Source organism: Aeromonas sp. 604443 (assembly GCF_049170315.1).
GTDB classification, from domain to species: Bacteria; Pseudomonadota; Gammaproteobacteria; order Enterobacterales; family Aeromonadaceae; genus Aeromonas; species Aeromonas veronii_A.
This window is the reverse complement of the sequence record NZ_JAAKMI010000014.1, coordinates 93,038-110,815: the sequence shown is the minus strand read 5'-3', so window position 1 is coordinate 110,815 and position 17,778 is coordinate 93,038. Positions and strand designations below refer to the sequence as shown.

The following is a 17,778-nucleotide window of genomic DNA, read 5'->3' as shown; positions in this document are numbered from 1 at the left end:
TGCCAAAGCCCCGCCATGCGGGGCTTTGTTTTGTCTGGCATTTACCCTTGCAACCCTCTTTTCGCCCTCAATCAAGCTGGACAATTAGTCGCCAAGTGGTTGATATGCCTATAGACTGCCCTTTCCTCTTCCCCTATAATCCACGCCGCTAAACGCACAATTTGGCCCCTTAGCTCAGTTGGTCAGAGCAGTCGACTCATAATCGATTGGTCGTGGGTTCAAGTCCCCCAGGGGCCACCAAATTAGAAAAGGCCGCTCATCATGAGCGGCCTTTTTGCATCTGCGGATCGGGCAATGTCCAGTGATAAGCTCGATGAGGTCATAGAAAAGACCCGCCATGGGCGGGTCTGGGCAGGGTCCGGATCAGGCGCCTCACTCAGAGACAAGGAGCCTAATGCTGAGCCTCAGGTTTGCTCGTTGCTGCCGCTCTGGATGGATGAGCGACGCCCGATGGCAGGCAGCATCCGGGTAACCAGATTGCTGCGCTGGCGCCAGGAGGTGAAGACGATGGCCAGCAGATGCAGACCAATCAGTCCCTGCAGCGCCACCACGCACCACTCATGCCACTCGTCAGCCCCCAGTTCAAATCCCGTCTCGGTATTTTGAAACCAGCCGCTGCCAGCAGTGGCCAGCACAACCAGCCAGAGCGCCCACACGGCAAGCTTGCCGCTACCGTGATGACCCGGAGCCGGAGGCTGCCGCTCACGCATCTCGCGCGCTTGCTGGCGAAAATCCTCACCGCTGGGGATGAGGGCACCAAGGCGAGCGTAGCCACGGGCGAAAGTGAGCCCCCAGAGCAGACGCAAGGAGATCAGCCCAATGGCGCCGTAACCCAGCCACTCATGCCACTCCTCCCCCGCTTCGTTAACCCAGAGGTTGCCGATGCAGACTGCCGCCAAGCCCCAGTGGGTCAGGCGAACCAGCGGATCCCAGCGAAAGGGCTCACCCTTTTTGCTTGGCATATTTGTGGTACTCCTTCTTCAGGTCGTTGACCTTGGCCAGATGTTCGCGCGCCTTGGCCTCATCACCCGCCTTGAGTGCGGCCAGGCTGGCGTCCAGCTCGGTCTGTACCTCGTTCATCCCTTCAAGGAATTTCTCTTTCTTGGCGGCCGGCATGTTCTTCTGCTTGGCCACATCAAGCTGGGCCTTCATCTCGTTGATGTGCTTCTCCATGGTGGCTGCATCATCAGCCTTGACGGCCTGCTTGTAGTTGAAGCCAATCTTCTTCATCGGCTGTTCCAGATCACCCGCCACGGCAGGCAGGGTCATCAGGCCAAACATCAGGGGCAGCAGCAGGGGGCGGACGGTTTTCAACATGGGATTTCCTTATATAACGACATGCTCGAATTGTTAGGGGTACTTATGAATCCAAACAAGAATTCATCACCAGCATGATGCCATGACTCATGGTGAAACGTTTGTGAAAAATGCTGTTTTTTGTGGCAAATAGTGACAGATATGCCGCGCTTGTTTGCGCTTGGTAACTGATTGAACGCAGGTGACACGCACCATGGGGATGGTTGAAAGCGGTAAACAGGGACAAAAAACCCCGCCGTAGCGGGGTCTGAATCAGCTGGCCATTTGCGTGCGTCAGTTACTCCTGTTCGCGAGCAATGGCGCGCCAGCCGATATCCTTGCGGTAGAAGACGCCATCCCACTTGATGCGGCCAGCGAGCTGATAGGCACGCTGCTGGGCTTCTGCCACTGTGTAGCCGAGGGCGGTGGCGCACAACACGCGGCCGCCAGCGGTCAGGCTGGTATCGCCCTCCAGGCGGGTACCGGCATGGAACACCTTCTCGCCCGCCACTTCATCCACCGGCAAGCCGCTGATGGGGTGATTGGTGCTGTAATCACCGGGATAGCCACCCGCCGCCAACACCACGCCGATAGCGGCGCGGGGATCATAGATGGCCTCTTTCTGATCCAGATTGCCTGCGCAAGCGGCCAGGCAGAGCTCCACCAGATCGGACTGCATCCGCAGCATGATGGGCTGGGTCTCGGGATCGCCGAACCGGCAGTTGAACTCGATTACCTTGGGATTGCCTGCACCGTCGATCATCAGACCGGCGTAGAGGAAACCGGTGTAGACGTTGCCTTCGGCAGCCATGCCGCGCACGGTCGGCATGATCACCTGCTCCATCACGCGTCGATGTACCTCGGCGGTCACCACAGGCGCCGGGGAGTAAGCCCCCATACCGCCGGTGTTGAGGCCGGTATCACCGTCGCCAACTCGCTTGTGATCCTGACTGGTGGCCATCGGCAGCACGTGCTCGCCATCGACCATGACGATGAAACTCGCCTCTTCACCCTCCAGAAACTCCTCAATCACCACCCGGGAGCCCGCTTCGCCAAAGGCATTGCCGGAGAGCATGTCGCGCACCGCGTCTTCCGCCTCCTGCAAGGTCATGGCGACAATCACCCCCTTGCCCGCCGCCAGACCATCGGCCTTGATGACGATGGGAGCCCCCTTCTCGCGCAGATAAGCGAGTGCAGGCTCCACTTCGGTGAAGTTCTGGTACTCGGCAGTCGGGATGGCGTGACGGGCCAGGAAATCCTTGGTGAAAGCCTTGGAGCCTTCCAGCTGGGCTGCGGCAGCCGTCGGGCCAAAGATCGGCTGACCGGCGGCGCGGAAGGCATCCACCACCCCTTTCACCAGCGGCGCTTCCGGCCCGACGATGGTGAGGCCGACCTGCTTCTCTTTGGCAAAGGCCAGCAGCCCTTCGATATCGGTCGCCTCGATGGCGACGTTCTCGACACCCGGCTCAAGCTGGGTGCCTGCATTGCCCGGCGCCACAAAAACGTGACGCACCAGCGGGGAGTGTTTGGCCTTCCAGGCCAGAGCGTGTTCACGGCCACCGTTGCCAATGATCAGTACTTTCATCGTATCGCTCGCTTCTATTTGTGGTCACTGGACGGCCACCCGGGCCGTCAGTCAGTGGAAATAGTCAGTTGAAAAGAGACAACAAAAGGGCCGCCATCGGCAGCCCCTGACCCATCAATGACGGAAATGGCGCATGTTGGTGAACACCATGCACATGCCGTGTTCGTCGGCGGCATCGATCACCTCCTGATCGCGCATCGAGCCACCCGGCTGGATCACGCAGGAGATACCGGCCTGCGCGGCAGCATCGATACCGTCGCGGAACGGGAAGAAGGCATCGGAGGCCATCACGGAGCCCGCCACGGTCAGCCCTTCATCCGCCGCCTTGATACCGGCGATTTTGGCCGAATAAACACGGCTCATCTGGCCTGCGCCGACGCCGATGGTCTGGCCATCTTTGGCGTAGACGATGGCGTTGGATTTGACGAACTTGGCCACTTTCCAGCAGAACAGCAGATCTTGCAGCTCTGCCTCGGTCGGCTGGCGCTTGCTGACCACGGTCAGATCACCCAGCGTCACCATGCCGAGATCCCGCTCCTGTACCAGCAGGCCGCCGTTGACGCGCTTGAGGTCAAAGCCTTGCGCCGGTGCCGTCCACTGACCGCATTCGAGCAGACGCACGTTCTGCTTGGCAGCGACCGCATCGCGGGCCTCCTGGCTGACGGTGGGGGCGATGATCACTTCGACAAACTGGCGGGCCACGATGGCTGCCGCAGTGGCGCCATCCAGCTCGCGGTTGAAGGCGATGATGCCGCCAAAGGCGGAGGTGGGGTCGGTCTGGTAAGCGCGATCGTAGGCACTCAGCAGGTCGCTACCGATGGCCACGCCGCAGGGGTTGGCATGCTTGACGATGACGCAGGCCGGCTCGTCGAACTCCTTCACACACTCCAACGCCGCATCGGTATCGGCGATGTTGTTGTAGGAGAGCGCCTTGCCCTGCAGCTGGGTAGCGCTGGAGACAGAACCCGGCGCGGCATGCTCTTCGGCGTAGAAGGCGGCTGCCTGATGGCTGTTTTCGCCGTAACGCATGTCCTGCTTCTTGATGAACTGGCTGTTGAAGGTGCGCGGGAAGCGGGACTCCTCGTCACCCTCCTTGTTGTCACCGTAAGAAGGAACCATGGTGCCGAAATAGTTGGCGATCATGCCATCGTAGGCAGCGGTGTGCTCGAAGGCAGCGATGGCCAGATCGAAACGGGTCGCCAGTTTCAGGCTGTTGCCGTTGGCATCCATCTCGCGAATAACCCGATCATAGTCGGCAGCTTTGACGACGATAGCGACATCTTTATGGTTTTTGGCGGCAGAGCGCACCATGGTCGGGCCGCCGATGTCGATGTTCTCGACTGCATCGGCCAGGGTGCAGCCCGCTTTGGCAACGGTAGCAGCAAAGGGATAGAGGTTGACGACAACCATGTCGATGGGGGAGATAGCGTGCTGGGCCATGATGGCGTCATCCTGATCCCGACGGCCGAGGATGCCGCCATGAACCTTGGGATGCAGGGTCTTGACTCGGCCATCCATCATTTCAGGGAAACCCGTGTAGTCGGAGACCTCGGTCACCGGCAGACCCGCCTCGCCAAGCAGCTTGGCGGTACCGCCCGTGGAGAGCAGGGCAACACCACGCTCGTTGAGTGCCTTGGCAAATTCCAGAATGCCAGTTTTGTCAGACACACTCAGCAGTGCACGGCGAATGGGTCGAGCTTGTTCCATCACACTATCGTCCTCAACATAACGGGGACCGTTCCATGGGAGGCGAGGCTCAACACAGAGAGTCCCCAAATAAATGGAAGTGGGGGATTTCGCAAACCACTCTCGCCCCGACATCCGGCAAAAGCGTTTTAGGAAATGCCCGCTTGGTGCGGCGCTCTGTTATGGGCGCGTATTCTACACAAAAAATGTGACCTGTGGTGGATTTTTTGAAACGGCAAAGCCTTATTTGGCGTGGCGTTAAACGTTTTCCACTTGATTTTCTCGAAACGTTTGCACTTTCAGTGTTTTATGGAAAAAAGGGTCGCCAGGAGATGTTTATCTGCCCCTTTTATGCCCTTGGCTGGCAATCCATGGGCAAAGGGGTGATAGTGGATTCCGGTTTTTGTGGCGGCATACATTCAAGGGGAGAGAGAGCATGTATCGGATCGGTGAACTGGCCAAGGCGTGCGGGGTCAAGGCAGATACCCTGCGTTTTTACGAGAAGAACGGGCTTATCTCACCGGGGATCCGCAACGAATCCGGCTACCGCCTCTACAGCGAACAGGACAAGCGGCGGCTGGAGTTCATCATTCGCGCCAAGTCGGTCGGATTCTCGCTGGCCGATATCGGCGAGCTGCTCGACCTCGATACCAACAAGGCCAAAGTCACCTGTCAGGAGGTGAAAGCGGTGGCCGACACCAAGCTGGCCCAGGTGGAGCAGAAGATCATCGAACTGACCCGCTTTCGCGACAACCTGCGAGAGCTCTCCAATATCTGCTGCGGCGGGCCGCGATCGGCGGAGCACTGCGCCATCCTCGAGACGCTGGAATCTGGCGCCCCGGCCCATCACGAGCATCACAACCACGACCAGCATGACCCGGTTCACGGCTGACATGGTATGCCTGACTGAGCGTGCCTAGCTCAGTGTGACTGACTCGGCGCGCCAAACGCATTGCTCCGGCGGCGATTTGGTGACAAAATCGCCGCGTTTTTAACCGGTGCCAGTGTATCCGGTTGCCGGGCGCTAGCCTGAACAGGCGCCCGCAGTGAAAACCGCCATCCAGACACAAAAATCAACACACCAAGAGAAAAGAAGAGGAGCCATCATGGCCAAAATTCGGGTCGACCAACCCGCCCTCCCCCGTGAGGAAAATGCGCAAGGGGGCCACTATGCCCATCAGCGCGGCGAGATAAAGGATAACCATCTGCACGCCCTGCTCTCCGATCCCCTGTTTCGCAGCCGGGTCGAGCGCAACAAGAAGGGTAAGGGGAGTTACCAGCGCAAGGCCAAATTTGGCAAGCGGTGGGAGCCCGGCCAACAGCAGATGATCCGCGTCTGCTGCTGAGCGGGTTTCTACCGCGCATAAACAATCAGGGCGCCATTGGCGCCCTGATCGTTTTGACAGAAGAAGCGATTTGGCAACGCCAACTCACAGCCTCAACAGGCCGCTCACTCATCCATAAAGAGTTCGAGCAATACGTTCAGATAGCGATGGCCGAGAGAAGTGAGCTGCCAGCTATCCCCCAAATCCTCGATCAGCTCCTTGCTCTGGGCGATGGCGAGCACCGTCTCTACCCTTTCCAGCGGCAAGCCGGTATAGGCCTCGAACTCCGCCTTGGGGGCCGGTTCAAACAGGCGGAAGCGGTTCATAAAGTATTCGAGCGGCAGATCGTCTGCCGTCACCTGCCACTGCTCGTCCAGATAGGGGCGACTCTTGTCCAGATACCCTTTCGGATGCTTCACCTTGGCGGTGCGCAGGATCTGTTGGTTCGCGAGATCGGTCACCTTGCCGTGGGCGCCACAGCCAATCCCCAGATAGTCACCAAAGCGCCAGTAGTTGAGGTTGTGATGGCACTGATAGCCCTCTTTGGCGTAAGCCGAGATTTCGTACTGGCGATAACCGCTGGCGGTGAGCATGGCGTGGCCCTGCTCATAGATATCCCACAGGGTGTCATCTTCCGGCAGTTTGGGCGGTTTGGAGGCAAATGCCGTGTTCGGCTCTATGGTGAGCTGATACCAGGAGAGGTGCGGCGGGGCGCAGTCGATAGCCTGCTGCAGGTCATAAAGGGCGTCATCCAGACTCTGATCCGGCAGACCATGCATCAGATCCAGATTGAAGGTAGGCAACTTGATGGCATGGGCCAGTGCGGCGGCCTTGCGGGCCTCTTCCGGGCCGTGAATGCGGCCGAGGCGGGTCAGCTTCTCCTGCTGGAAGCTCTGCACGCCGATGGAGATGCGGTTAATACCGGCGCGCTGGAAACCGGCAAACTTGTCCGCCTCCACCGTGCCCGGGTTGGCCTCCATGGTGATCTCGCAATCTGCGGTGAGCGGTATGCGGGCCCGTACCCCGTCCAGCAAGGCTTGCATCGCCTCCACCGTCAGCAGGCTGGGGGTGCCGCCGCCGATAAAGATCGAGGAGAGCGGCCGCCCCTGCGCCCACTTCAGATCCTGATCCAGATCCTCCAGCAGAGCGGCGACATATTCGAGGTGAGGCAACTCCCCCTTCTGGGCATGGGAGTTGAAGTCACAGTAAGGGCACTTCTGGACGCACCAGGGCACATGAATATAGAGAGAGAGCGGCGGCAGTTGCAGCATGGGGCTTCCAATAAAACGGGGGCTCAAGGCCCCCATTGTAGATGACTATGTGTAATTGACCGTGTGTAACCGACAAGGTGGCGAAGTGACTCAGTGCGCCGCAGCCAGCGCCGCTTTGAGCTTGGCCAGCGCCTGACCGCGATGGCTCAGCTGGTTTTTCAGCTCGGCTGGCATCTGGGCGGCGGTGCAGTCGTGATCCGGCACGAAGAAGACCGGGTCATAGCCGAAACCGTGCTGACCGCGCGGCTCGTCGATGATCATCCCTTCCCAGCTCGCCTGACAGATGATGGGAGTGGGATCGTCAGCGTGGCGCATATAGACCAGCACACACCAGAAGCGGGCGCTCTTCAGGTACTCGGGGGCACCTTGCAGCTCGCCGAGCAGCTTCTCGATGTTGGCCTTGTCGCCGGCACCCACACCGGCAAAGCGGGCGGAGTAGACGCCGGGGCGCCCTTGCAGCAGATCGACTTCCAGACCGGAGTCATCGGCCACGGCGGGCAGACCGGTAATACGGGCGGCGTGGCGGGCCTTGATGATGGCATTCTCGACGAAGGTGGTGCCGGTCTCATCGGCATCGGAGACCGCAAACTCGCTCTGTGGGATCACCTGGATCTTCATATCGGCCAGCATGGCGGCCAATTCCTTCACCTTTTTCTGGTTACCTGTTGCCAGGACAAGCTTGTTCATCGAGCACCTCCGCAAAAATAATCTGCGCATTCTATGCGGCGCAAGCGTTTAGTAAAAGCGTCAATTACACCCGCTGTGATGGGGTTGCGGGGGATTTGCCGCCATCGAATAACCAGCTTTTTAATACATGTTTCCATAATGGAATAACCAAAGTGATTAAATACCATTTCTATTCATTACTGTGAGTCAGTAGACTCGCGCCCCAATTCATTAACCTGGCTGACTAAAGAGGTGACAGATGCCATTGATACTTTTGCTCGTACTACTGGTGCTGTTCAGTCCGCTGGCTATCGACATCTACCTGCCCGCCATTCCGCAGATGGCCGAGCAGCTGGGCGCCGAAGTGACACTGATGCAGGGCACCATCACCTGGTTCCTGTTCAGCATGGGGCTGGGGCAACTGCTTGTTGGCCCGCTGGCCGATCGCTACGGTCGCAAGCCCATCGCCCTGGGCGGCGTGCTGCTCTATGGCCTGAGCGCGCTGGGGGCCGGTTTTGCCGCCAGCCTCGGCGAATTGATGCTGGCGCGAGTGCTGCAGGGCTTCGGCGCCTGCGCTACCTCGGTCGCCGCCTTCTCGGTGGTACGTGACAGCTACGGCCCGAAAAAGAGCGGTCAGATGATCTCCTACCTCAATGGCGCCATCTGCTTTATTCCTGCGCTGGCCCCCCTGCTCGGTGGCTGGCTCACCGCCAAGGCGGGCTGGTCTGCCAACTTCTGGTTTATGGCCGGTTATGCGCTCATCGTCGGCAGCTGGCTGATGTGGCGGATGCCGGAGACCCGCCCGGAGGAGACCCGCAGCGAAGGGGCCCTCATCAGCTGGTCGCGCTACAGCCCGGTACTGCGCTCCCCCAGCTTCCTGTTCAATGCGGCGCTGTGCATGCTGGCGATGGCGGTGATCCTCGCTTATGTCACCGCTGCACCGGTGCAGCTGATGGTGAAACTGGGGCTCGATATGAGCGGCTTTAGCTACTGGTTTACCGCCAACGCCGCGCTCAACATCCTGGCCTGCTTTATGGCGCCGCGCTTTATCGCCAAGGTGGGGCCAAGACGCACCCTTCGCATCGGCCTGCTGGTGTTGATGCTTTCGGCCATCACCCTGACTTTGGCCATGCACATCGAGCATCCGCTGGCGATGATGGGGCCGGTATTCCTCTCCAGCATCGGCTTTGCCATGATTCTGGGCTCGGCCGCCGGCATGGCGCTGGCACCGTTCGGCCACTGCGCCGGTACCGCAGCGGCCCTGCTCGGCCTGTTCCAGATGAGCGGCTCCGGCGCTTTGGTTGGCCTGACCGGCGCCCTGATGCACGACCCGCTCAGCCAGCTGGCGCTGCATATGTGGCTGCTGCTGCCGCCTCTGGTGATGCTGATGACCCGGCGCGGTCGCCGCTTGTGTTTGCAATAAATCCTGTGCTCTGATGGGCACATTCGGGGGGCCATCGGCCCCCTTCTCGTTTGTATCGCCTTTACAGCATATGGCCATCCGGCAGAGAGCCTGCGATGGCAACCCCACTCACTCGATGTCAGCGGAGAACCCCCGATGAGCCACACTCTCAACGCAGCCCTGGTGGGCTATGGCTTTGCAGGCAAGACCTTCCACGCCCCCTTCCTCTCTACCACGCCGGGCTTGTCCCTGAGTTGGGTGGTGAGCCGCGATGCCGCCAAGGTGCAGGCCGATCTGCCCGGCTGCCGGGTCGGTTCACTGGAGGATGTACTAAGCGATGAGACCGTCGATCTGGTGGTGATTGCCACCCCCAACGACACCCATGCCCCCCTCGCCCGCCAGGCGCTGCTGGCAGGTAAACATGTGGTGATCGACAAGCCCTTTGCACTGGATCTGGCCGAAGCGCAAGCGCTGGTCGAACTGGCCGAAAAGCAGCAGCGACTGCTCAGCATCTTCCACAACCGGCGCTGGGACGGGGATTTTCTCACCGTGCGCCGTTTGATTGCCGAGGGGACGCTGGGGCAGATCGCCCAGTTCGAATCCCACTTCGATCGCTATCGCCCAGAAGTGCGCCAGCGCTGGCGCGAAGCGGGTGGCCCGGGTTCCGGCCTCTGGTTCGATCTAGGCCCCCATGTACTGGATCAGGCGCTGCAGCTGTTCGGCCAGCCGGACTGGTTGCAGGCCGATCTGGCCGAGCAGCGCCCCGGCGCACTGGCGGACGACTACTTCCATGTGGTGCTGGGTTACGGTGCTATGCGGGTTATTTTGCATGGCAGCTGTCTGGTCTCGGCCACCATGCCGCGCTTTGTCATTCACGGCAGCCAGGGTTCGTTCGTGAAATTCGGTATGGATGTGCAGGAAGATCAGCTCAAGCTGGGCAAGCGGCCGCCGGCGGCGGATTGGGGCATGGATAGCGAACTAGGTCAGCTCAGCCGCATTGTCGATGGTCAGTTGCAGCAACAGAGCGTGGTGGGTGAGGCGGGGGATTATGGCGCCTACTATCGCGGTGTCTGCGCCGCCATCAAGGGCGAAGGGAGCAACCCGGTGCCAGCAAGTGAAGCGCTGGCGGTGATGGCGCTGCTGGATCTGGCCCGTCAGAGCCACCTTGAGGGAAAACGGCTGCCCTGTCAGAAGCTGTCTGACTAAGGTACGGGTCATCGGCCGCACTTGACCAACCTTGACCTTGTTAAACCGCCACAAGACGGCAGCAAAGCGGTGTTTTATTGTGCAATCAGTACCATTTAACGGCATCTTGTATTGATATCAGTCGTTGCAGTGGAGCTTTTTATCCACGGCACGAAAAAATGTCATTGTGATATCCGTTTTCATCGGTAACTAATGGGGCTATATTGCGCCCGCCTGCTGCCTCCCGGCTTCTTGTTTCAATACCGGGCAACGGTGGGCGCTGTGATGGTTGCACAGACCATCTCTCCATATTTATTTGAGGGAATGCACATGAACAAAGTACTGGTAGCCGGTATCCTGGGTCTGATGTTGACTGCTTGCGGTCAGAAAGAAGAAAAAGCTGCCGCTCCTGCTGCTGCTCCGGCCGCCGAAGTTGCTGCCACTGTAGAAAAAGCCGCTAGCGAAGCCACCTCTACCGTAGAGAAGGCCACCTCCGAAGCGACTGCAACCGTAGAAAAAGCTGCTACCGAAGCAGCTACCAAGGTTGAAGCTGCAGTGAGCGATGCCAAGGCCAACTAAGCCTGCACCTCATTGAAAGACGGGCCCCATGGGCCCGTTTTTTTATCTGACAATCAGGTCGCCGGATTAATCAGCGAGGTGAGGATGTGATCCTCCCAGCGACCATTGATCATCAGATACGCCCGCGCGAATCCCTCCCGCTCGAAGCCGAGCCGCTCCAGCAGGGCGCCGCTGCGCTGATTGGCAGGCATATAGCAAGCCATGATGCGATGCAGATCGTGCTCCCGAAACAGGTAGTCGATGGCGGCTGACAGCACCTCTCCCATCACCCCCTGCCCCTGATGCTGCTGGTCGATGGCATAGCCGAGGTGACACGCCTTGAAGACCCCCATCAGGATATTGCTGAAGTTGCAGGTGGCGATCACCCGCTCGCCAGCCGGATCGAGGGCCACCAGATTGACGCCGGTGCCGTTGAAGAACTGGCTGTAGCTGTCCTGCAGCCGGGCATGCCAGTAAGAGAGGGTGTAAAAGTGCTCGTCCCGCAGCGGCTCCCAGGGGGTGAGATGGGCACGGTTGCGCCGGTAGAAGTCGAGCATCATGGGGGCCTGATCCGGCGACAGTATGGTCAGGTGGGTGCGGGCCGTCTTGATATGTGGCAGCGCCATCAGGACTCCCTCTGTCTTAGCCACTCGTCGCGCAGCAGGCTGTAGTGGGCATGGTCCACAATCCGGTTGCCCAGCCGCTCTGCGCGCCGGGTCACCCCCTCCAGCTGCATCCCGAGCCGTTCACAAACAGCCCTGCTGGGCTCGTTATCGGTGGCGGCGCTGATCTCCACCTTCTCCATCCCCATCTCCTCGAAGGCGTGGTGGATCAGGGCCTGACAGGCCCGGGTGATGATACCGTTGCCCTGCCAGCGCTCCGCCAGCCAGTAGCCGATGACCACCTTGCCAAGGTCGTGATCGATGCTGTTGTAACCTATGACCCCCACCACCTCCCCCTGATACTCGATGGCGGTGGTGAGCCCCTCGCCCCGGGCGAACTTCTCGATGGCACTGCGAATGAAGAGGGCGCTGTCGACGGGGCGCTGGATCAGTGGCGGCCAAGGTAGCCACTGGGAGAGGTACTCCCGGTTGTCATTGCAGAGGGCAAACAGTTCGCTCGCCATATCGGGCTGCAAGAAGAGCAGCGCAAGCTCGTCGTCCAACTGCCATGAAAACATGGGATTCTCCTTTCAAATCAGTGATCAAATAGCGAACCAGCCACCCAATGTAGCCAATCGCCACTGGCCGCGCCAGCCACTTTTACGGCCCTCCTCCGGCAGGCTTCGCAGAGGGTGACAGCGAGCGTACTCTCCTCCCTCAAAAGAGGAGGGTGGGAGTCTGAAACCGGATAATGCTCTCCACATGGCGCCGACGAATGCCCCAAAACGGCACTTTGGCAGATCCTGCTACCCCTTTGTGCTGCGCTGTCACTTTTGACAGGGGGCACTTTCCCCCACCGGCACTAGCTTCAAAACGCCCGACCTTCGGTCGGTTTATCAACCTCATCGATTTAAGGAAAGAAGAGATGAATAAAATTTATCTGGCCGTTGCGCTGGCCTGCTGGGGAAGCACCGCACTGGCGGCGCAAGAGGTAGAGATCAACGTAACGGCAAACGGCATCCGGGCCATGACCGGCCTCAGTGCCGCGAGTGGTACCTTGCAGCTGGAAGATGGCGAGTTTCGTCAGGTGCGGGTGGTCAAGCTGCCCAATGGCCAGCAGCGGATCCGCTACGAGCAGGTCTGGAACGGCATCCCGGTAATGGGTCAGGTGGTGGTAGCTGACAAGAGCCTGAACGGCCAGCTGCAACAGGCCAGCGGGCGCATGCTGCGCCAGATCGATCAGGATGTGGCAAGCCCGGTCGCCACCCTCTCGCCACAGGATGCCGCCAGCAAGGCCAAGGCGGGCAGCAAGGGGAGCAACGAGCAGGTCAAACTCTACGTGATGCAGGATGAGAACGGGCTGGCCCGGCTGGTTTATCAGGTCTCCTTCATCGCCGAAGGTGACAAGCCGAGCCGCCCCTTCGTCATTCTTGATGCCCAGAGCGGTGAGGAGCTCAAACGCTGGGAGGGGATCAACCACAAGGACGCCAGCGGCCCGGGGGGCAACATCAAGACCGGCAAATACGTCTACGGCACCGACTTTGGCCCGCTCATCGTGGATGACAACTGCCGGATGACCAGCCCCAACGTCGATACCATCAACCTCAACCACGCCACCTCAGGCGGTGCCATCCACCAGTTCACCTGCCCGGAGAACCGGGTCAAGGAGATCAACGGCGCCTATTCGCCCCTCAACGACGCCCACTACTTCGGCAACGTGGTGTTCGACATGTACCGCAACTGGTACAACACGGCGCCCCTCACCTTCAAACTGAAGATGCGGGTTCACTACAGCAAGAATTACGAGAACGCCTTCTGGGATGGCAGCCAGATGACCTTCGGTGACGGCGCTACCACCTTCCACCCGCTGGTGAGCCTTGATGTGGCGGCTCACGAGGTGAGCCACGGCTTTACCGAACAGAACTCCGGGCTGATCTATTCAGGACAATCCGGCGGCATCAACGAGGCCTTCTCCGATATGGCGGGTGAAGCGGCCGAGTTCTACATGAAGGGGAGCAACGACTGGCTGGTCGGCGCCCAGATCTTCAAGGGCAACGGCTCCCTGCGCTACTTCGAGGATCCGACCCGGGATGGCAGGTCCATCGGCCATGCGGCGGATTATCAGGAGGGGATGGATGTACACCACAGCTCCGGGGTCTATAACCGCGCCTTCTACCTGCTCGCCACCAGCAGTGGCTGGAACACCCGCAAGGCATTTGAAGTCTTCTTGCTGGCCAACCGCCTCTACTGGGGCGCCAACACCAACTATCAGCAAGGGGCCTGCGGCGTCAGCCGGGCGACCGCCGATCTGGGTTACAGTCAGGCGGATGTGGCACGGGCCTTCCAGACCGTCGGGGTCGATGCCAGCTGCGGCAGCACGCCGCCACCGAGCGACAACGTGCTGCAAAACGGCGTGCCGGTGAGCAACCTCGCCGCCAGCAAGGGTGGCAAACTCAACTACACCCTGAACGTACCGGCGGGCACCAGGTCGCTGCAGATCAGCAGCAGCGGCGGTACCGGTGATGCCGACCTCTACGTCCGCTTTGGCAGCGCCCCCACCAGCAGCAGTTACGACTGCCGCCCCTACAAGGGGGGCAATAACGAAAGCTGCTCGTTCACCAATCCCAAGGCGGGCACCTGGCATGTGCAGCTGTCAGGGTTTGCAGCGTTCAGTGGCGTGACCCTCAAGGCCAGCTACTGATCCACCCGGTGCGGGCCTTGTCCCGCATCGCTCTACTCATTGCGCCACCGTTTCGCCAGCGTGCGGGCGGTGGCCAACACGGTTTCCCGGGCCGGGTTGGGCCGCTTGCCACCTCGCCAAGCCATCATCACATCCCAATGCTCTTGCGGCAGATTGCGCACATCGAGCCTGACCAGCCGCCCCACCTCCAGATCCCGCTTGATGGCCAGCTCCGGCATCAGGGTGATAAACCCGTGTTCCAGCGCCAGATCCCGCGCCGCACTGGCGGGCTGCACCGCATGCAGGGGGCTGGCGGCCCGCCGCAGCCGCCGCAACTGCTGGATAAAGACGTCACACCCCGGCCCCCATACCTGAGGCGCCAGCCGCTGGTCGGCAATATCCTCCAGGGTGAGGCCGTGACAACCGGCCAGCGGATGCAATGGCGAGGCGATAGCGATAATGGGGGAGCAGCAGAGCAGCTCCATCTGCAGGCCAGCAACCGGCGGGCGCTTGAGTACAAAGCCGATATCGGCCTCCCCGGTCAGCAGCGACTGCATGATCTCGCCGGAGTGATCCGTGGTGCAGCGGATTTCGAACGGCTCGTCCACCAGCTCCATCAATAGCGAGCCAAACACCACCGAAGTGAGGGATGGCAGGCTGGAGAGACGGATACAAGGTAGCGCAGGCGCCCCCTGCAGTGCCAGCCGCCCTTCGCTCAGGATCGCCAGCGCAGAGCGGGCCGATGGCAGAAACTCCTCGCAGGCACGGGTCGGCGTCACCCCGCGCCGATGACGCTGAAACAGCGGCGCCCCGAGGCTCTCCTCCAGCTGGGCAATCCGCTGGCTCACGAGCGGCTGTGACCAGCCACGAATGGCCGCCGCCTGACTGAAGCTGCCCAGCTCGGCCACATCCAGCAGCAGTTGCAGATCGTCCAGATCCATAGACATAAATAATCCTGATATGAAATATAGGTAGTTGTCGTCTACCACTATATCTAAACCCTCTCCAGAATGAAGGTATCTGTGAATGAGAGGGCGTTATGGTCGATAGGGCGAGGTTTTGGGGGCGTTGGTTTCTGGCGCTGGATACCACACTGGTGATCCTGGGTTTCTTTGTGGTGATGCCGATGATCAGCCTGCGCTTCGTCGATCAACTCGGCTGGGCGGCCGGTCTGGTGGGGCTGGCCCTCGGCCTGCGCCAGCTGACCCAGCAGGGACTGGGGATCTTCGGCGGCTCCCTCGCTGACCGCTTTGGCGCCCGCCCGCTCATCGTCACCGGCATGCTGTTGCGCGCCGTCGGCTTTGCCACCCTGGCCTGGGCCGACAGCGGTGCCATGCTGATCTTCTCCTGCTTCCTCTCCGGACTGGGCGGTTGCCTGTTTGACCCGCCACGGGCCGCACTGGTGATCAAATTTACCCGTCCCCATGAACGGGGCCGCTTTATCTCCCTGCTGATGATGCTGGAGAGCGCGGGAGCCGTCACCGGTGCCCTGCTAGGCAGCTGGCTGCTGCGCTTTGACTTCACCTATGTCTGCCTGCTGGGTGCCGGGCTCTTCACCCTGGCGGCCCTGTGCAACTGGACCCTGTTGCCCGCCTACCGCCTCTCGGTCAAACCGACTCCGATGCGGGAAGGGTTGGGGCAGGTGCTGGCGGATCGCGCCTTCTGCCGACTGGTGCTGATCCTGAGCGGCTACTACATGCTGTGGGTACAGGTGATGCTGATTTTCCCCATTCTGGTCAAGCAGCTCTCTGGCACCACCACGGCAGTGGGCTGGATGTACAGCCTGGAAACGGCGCTGTCACTGGCGCTGCTCTACCCTATCGCCCGTTTCAGCGAGCGGCGCTATCGGCTGGAGAGCAGGCTGATGGCGGGTATCCTGCTGATGACGGTGGGGATCGGGCTGGTCGCTTTCGTCAACACCCTCTCCGGCATCTTCGTGCTGCTGGCCTGCTTCTATCTGGGGATCATCATCTGCGAACCGGCCCGGGAGACCCTGATGACCCGGCTTGCCAACCCCACAGCCCGCGGCAGCTACATGGGCTTCAGCCGCCTCGGGCTGGCGCTGGGGGGCATGACCGGCTACGTGGGCGGCGGCTCCCTCTATGACTTCTCGCTGCAACAGGGACAACCTGCCCTCCCCTGGCTGGTGCTGGGCACCATAGGCGTCGCCACCATGTTGCTGCTCGCCCGCTGCTTCTCCCGCCGCCCGGAGCTGACCATCAGAGCCGCCGCCTGACGCCCCCCTGCCTACGGCAGCCCCGCCAACGGTGCTGCCGCTTACCCCATATTCTGCAAGCCATCACAGCAAAAGGTTGCGAATTACAACTTTTACGCTATTTTAGTTGTCATGCACAACTAAAAAGGAAACCACGATATGGATCCCCGTCCCCTGCGCGCCCTGTCGCGCGATCTGGTTCGCGAACTCGGCATGCTCTCCCAGCAGTGCGGCAATCTGGCCCTCACCCCCATCGAGGCTCACCTGCTGATCGAGCTGGAAAACGCCCCGGCCACCAATCAGCAGCTAGCAGAAAAGCTGCACATCGACAAATCCAACGCCAGCCGTCCGCTGGCACGCCTCGCCGAGCGGGAGCTTATCAGCTGGCACCCGCACCCCTCCGACGGCCGCAGCAAGGAGGCCCGCCTCACCGTCAACGGTCAGGGGATGCTGCTGGAGTTGCACCGGGAGATGGACGGGGCGATGGAAGAGATGCTGGCGCAGTTGAGCCTGCCCGAGCGGGAGCAGTTGTGGCAAGGGTTACGTCTCTATCGCAGCGCCCTCTCCCGCGCCCGTCGCCAGCGGGGTTACCAGATCCGCCCCATCACGGCGGCGGACAATGCCCAGATCGCCTTGGTGATCCGCGCCGTCTCGGCCGAATATGGCCTCACCGCCGACAAAGGGTATGGGGTCTCGGATCCCAATCTCGACACCCTCTCCCAGAGCTATCAGGGGGAGAAGAGCCGCTACTGGGTTATCGAAGGGCCGGACGGTTCCATCCTCGGCGGTGGTGGTATCGCGCCATTGGCAGGAGAAGAGGGAGTCTGCGAGCTGCAGAAGATGTACTTTATGCCCGCCCTGCGCGGACTGGGCCTTGGCAAGCGGCTGGTGTTGCAGGCACTGGACGAGGCGCGCGCACTTGGTTATCAGCGCTGCTATCTGGAAACGACCGAGGTCTTGCGCGAAGCCACCAGCCTCTATGAATCACTGGGCTTTGAACATCTGCCTGGCCCCCTTGGCTGCACCGGCCACGGGGATTGCGAGATCTGCATGGTGCTGACACTTGGGTAGCCCCCCCCCTCATCCCCAGCCCTTCTCCCGCAAGGGGAGAAGGGGGCAAAACACTTCCGCGATCTTTCAGGAAGACCTCCGATGGTTCCCTCTCCCTCCGGGAGAGGGCTAGGGTGAGGGCTGCTTGCGACTGGTATATGCTGAACCATTCCCCCCTGCATCCCTCCTTAAACAGGCAAAACGGCACAAAACAAGAGACCCCGCCGAAGCGGGGTCTCTTTGATTATCTGCCAATA

17 protein-coding genes and 1 tRNA gene are annotated in these 17,778 nt (G+C 60.7%); 9 read left to right on the top strand and 9 right to left on the bottom strand.

Annotated features, from left to right (window positions below; translation table 11 throughout):
* The first annotated feature begins 163 nt into the window (after window positions 1-163).
* Window positions 164-240, top strand: a tRNA-Ile gene (locus G5380_RS17235).
* Between the two features lie 164 nt (window positions 241-404).
* Here G5380_RS17235 and G5380_RS17230 read toward each other — a convergent pair.
* The 4 genes from G5380_RS17230 to purH form a co-directional block, all read right to left on the bottom strand.
* Window positions 405-962 (bottom strand): cytochrome b/b6 domain-containing protein, encoded by a 558-nt coding sequence (locus G5380_RS17230; protein ID WP_236325557.1) that lies wholly within the window; start codon window positions 960-962, stop codon window positions 405-407.
* Window positions 943-1,317 carry a cytochrome b562 gene (locus tag G5380_RS17225; protein ID WP_005349056.1) on the bottom strand — a complete coding sequence of 125 codons (375 nt, stop codon included), beginning with the start codon at window positions 1,315-1,317 and terminating at the stop codon, window positions 943-945. The genes G5380_RS17230 and G5380_RS17225 overlap by 20 nt, the downstream gene beginning before the upstream one ends.
* A gap of 277 nt (window positions 1,318-1,594) precedes the next feature.
* Window positions 1,595-2,881, bottom strand: a complete 1,287-nt coding sequence (gene purD / locus G5380_RS17220) for a phosphoribosylamine--glycine ligase (RefSeq protein ID WP_421352934.1) — start codon at window positions 2,879-2,881, stop codon at window positions 1,595-1,597.
* Window positions 2,882-2,995: 114 nt separating this feature from the next.
* Window positions 2,996-4,588, bottom strand: a complete 1,593-nt coding sequence (gene purH, locus G5380_RS17215) for a bifunctional phosphoribosylaminoimidazolecarboxamide formyltransferase/IMP cyclohydrolase (RefSeq protein ID WP_005340545.1) — start codon at window positions 4,586-4,588, stop codon at window positions 2,996-2,998.
* Window positions 4,589-5,003: 415 nt separating this feature from the next.
* Here purH and zntR point away from each other — a divergent pair, with 415 nt between their 5' ends.
* Window positions 5,004-5,459 (top strand): Zn(2+)-responsive transcriptional regulator, encoded by a 456-nt coding sequence (zntR, locus tag G5380_RS17210; protein ID WP_043825867.1) that lies wholly within the window; start codon window positions 5,004-5,006, stop codon window positions 5,457-5,459.
* A gap of 214 nt (window positions 5,460-5,673) precedes the next feature.
* Entirely contained in the window at window positions 5,674-5,913 is a 240-nt protein-coding gene (locus tag G5380_RS17205) for an alternative ribosome-rescue factor A (protein ID WP_100654533.1), read from the top strand.
* Window positions 5,914-6,017: 104 nt separating this feature from the next.
* On the opposite strand, the gene hemW is transcribed toward G5380_RS17205, so the two are convergent.
* Window positions 6,018-7,163, bottom strand: coding sequence for a radical SAM family heme chaperone HemW (gene hemW / locus G5380_RS17200; RefSeq protein WP_058056772.1), 1,146 nt, complete (start codon window positions 7,161-7,163; stop codon window positions 6,018-6,020).
* A 90-nt stretch (window positions 7,164-7,253) separates the two neighbouring features.
* Window positions 7,254-7,850, bottom strand: coding sequence for an RdgB/HAM1 family non-canonical purine NTP pyrophosphatase (rdgB, locus tag G5380_RS17195; RefSeq protein ID WP_005340539.1), 597 nt, complete (start codon window positions 7,848-7,850; stop codon window positions 7,254-7,256).
* A gap of 238 nt (window positions 7,851-8,088) precedes the next feature.
* Between rdgB and G5380_RS17190 the strand changes: the two genes are divergently transcribed.
* The 3 genes from G5380_RS17190 to G5380_RS17180 all read left to right on the top strand — a co-directional run bounded on the left by G5380_RS17190 (window position 8,089) and on the right by G5380_RS17180 (window position 10,995).
* The gene (locus G5380_RS17190; protein WP_005340537.1) at window positions 8,089-9,252 is read left to right on the top strand and encodes a multidrug effflux MFS transporter; all 1,164 of its coding nucleotides are present in this window, start codon (window positions 8,089-8,091) and stop codon (window positions 9,250-9,252) included.
* Between the two features lie 135 nt (window positions 9,253-9,387).
* Window positions 9,388-10,437: an oxidoreductase gene (locus tag G5380_RS17185; RefSeq protein WP_323913287.1), complete on the top strand. Its 1,050-nt coding sequence runs from the start codon at window positions 9,388-9,390 to the stop codon at window positions 10,435-10,437.
* Between the two features lie 309 nt (window positions 10,438-10,746).
* A complete protein-coding gene (locus tag G5380_RS17180) occupies window positions 10,747-10,995 on the top strand; it encodes a hypothetical protein (protein ID WP_005340533.1) in 249 nt (82 codons plus the stop codon).
* 53 nt (window positions 10,996-11,048) lie between these two features.
* Here the strand turns inward: G5380_RS17180 and rimJ are convergent, their stop codons facing one another.
* Window positions 11,049-11,600 (bottom strand): ribosomal protein S5-alanine N-acetyltransferase, encoded by a 552-nt coding sequence (gene rimJ / locus G5380_RS17175; protein ID WP_421231758.1) that lies wholly within the window; start codon window positions 11,598-11,600, stop codon window positions 11,049-11,051.
* Window positions 11,600-12,154, bottom strand: coding sequence for a GNAT family N-acetyltransferase (locus G5380_RS17170; RefSeq protein WP_005340529.1), 555 nt, complete (start codon window positions 12,152-12,154; stop codon window positions 11,600-11,602). Before G5380_RS17170 ends, rimJ begins: the two co-directional genes overlap by 1 nt.
* Before the next feature lie 347 nt (window positions 12,155-12,501).
* On the opposite strand from G5380_RS17170, the gene G5380_RS17165 reads away from it, so the two are divergent.
* Window positions 12,502-14,277 carry a M4 family metallopeptidase gene (locus tag G5380_RS17165; RefSeq protein WP_421352933.1) on the top strand — a complete coding sequence of 592 codons (1,776 nt, stop codon included), beginning with the start codon at window positions 12,502-12,504 and terminating at the stop codon, window positions 14,275-14,277.
* Between the two features lie 32 nt (window positions 14,278-14,309).
* On the opposite strand, the gene G5380_RS17160 is transcribed toward G5380_RS17165, so the two are convergent.
* Window positions 14,310-15,203 (bottom strand): LysR family transcriptional regulator, encoded by an 894-nt coding sequence (locus tag G5380_RS17160; protein WP_005349020.1) that lies wholly within the window; start codon window positions 15,201-15,203, stop codon window positions 14,310-14,312.
* A gap of 92 nt (window positions 15,204-15,295) precedes the next feature.
* Here G5380_RS17160 and mdtH point away from each other — a divergent pair, with 92 nt between their 5' ends.
* Entirely contained in the window at window positions 15,296-16,492 is a 1,197-nt protein-coding gene (mdtH, locus tag G5380_RS17155; RefSeq protein ID WP_266134774.1) for a multidrug efflux MFS transporter MdtH, read from the top strand.
* Window positions 16,493-16,630: 138 nt separating this feature from the next.
* A complete protein-coding gene (locus G5380_RS17150) occupies window positions 16,631-17,542 on the top strand; it encodes a bifunctional helix-turn-helix transcriptional regulator/GNAT family N-acetyltransferase (protein WP_110304085.1) in 912 nt (303 codons plus the stop codon).
* Window positions 17,543-17,778: the final 236 nt, after the last annotated feature.

What these genes read in the sequence shown, in the direction of transcription:
- G5380_RS17230 (WP_236325557.1), bottom strand. Translation starts at nt 962, where the DNA reads ATGCCAAGCAAAAAGGGTGAGCCCTTTCGCTGGGATCCGCTGGTTCGC.
- G5380_RS17225 (WP_005349056.1), bottom strand. Translation starts at nt 1,317, where the DNA reads ATGTTGAAAACCGTCCGCCCCCTGCTGCTGCCCCTGATGTTTGGCCTG.
- purD (WP_421352934.1), bottom strand. Translation starts at nt 2,881, where the DNA reads ATGAAAGTACTGATCATTGGCAACGGTGGCCGTGAACACGCTCTGGCC.
- purH (WP_005340545.1), bottom strand. Translation starts at nt 4,588, where the DNA reads ATGGAACAAGCTCGACCCATTCGCCGTGCACTGCTGAGTGTGTCTGAC.
- zntR (WP_043825867.1), top strand. Translation starts at nt 5,004, where the DNA reads ATGTATCGGATCGGTGAACTGGCCAAGGCGTGCGGGGTCAAGGCAGAT.
- G5380_RS17205 (WP_100654533.1), top strand. Translation starts at nt 5,674, where the DNA reads ATGGCCAAAATTCGGGTCGACCAACCCGCCCTCCCCCGTGAGGAAAAT.
- hemW (WP_058056772.1), bottom strand. Translation starts at nt 7,163, where the DNA reads ATGCTGCAACTGCCGCCGCTCTCTCTCTATATTCATGTGCCCTGGTGC.
- rdgB (WP_005340539.1), bottom strand. Translation starts at nt 7,850, where the DNA reads ATGAACAAGCTTGTCCTGGCAACAGGTAACCAGAAAAAGGTGAAGGAA.
- G5380_RS17190 (WP_005340537.1), top strand. Translation starts at nt 8,089, where the DNA reads ATGCCATTGATACTTTTGCTCGTACTACTGGTGCTGTTCAGTCCGCTG.
- G5380_RS17185 (WP_323913287.1), top strand. Translation starts at nt 9,388, where the DNA reads ATGAGCCACACTCTCAACGCAGCCCTGGTGGGCTATGGCTTTGCAGGC.
- G5380_RS17180 (WP_005340533.1), top strand. Translation starts at nt 10,747, where the DNA reads ATGAACAAAGTACTGGTAGCCGGTATCCTGGGTCTGATGTTGACTGCT.
- rimJ (WP_421231758.1), bottom strand. Translation starts at nt 11,600, where the DNA reads ATGGCGCTGCCACATATCAAGACGGCCCGCACCCACCTGACCATACTG.
- G5380_RS17170 (WP_005340529.1), bottom strand. Translation starts at nt 12,154, where the DNA reads ATGTTTTCATGGCAGTTGGACGACGAGCTTGCGCTGCTCTTCTTGCAG.
- G5380_RS17165 (WP_421352933.1), top strand. Translation starts at nt 12,502, where the DNA reads ATGAATAAAATTTATCTGGCCGTTGCGCTGGCCTGCTGGGGAAGCACC.
- G5380_RS17160 (WP_005349020.1), bottom strand. Translation starts at nt 15,203, where the DNA reads ATGTCTATGGATCTGGACGATCTGCAACTGCTGCTGGATGTGGCCGAG.
- mdtH (WP_266134774.1), top strand. Translation starts at nt 15,296, where the DNA reads ATGGTCGATAGGGCGAGGTTTTGGGGGCGTTGGTTTCTGGCGCTGGAT.
- G5380_RS17150 (WP_110304085.1), top strand. Translation starts at nt 16,631, where the DNA reads ATGGATCCCCGTCCCCTGCGCGCCCTGTCGCGCGATCTGGTTCGCGAA.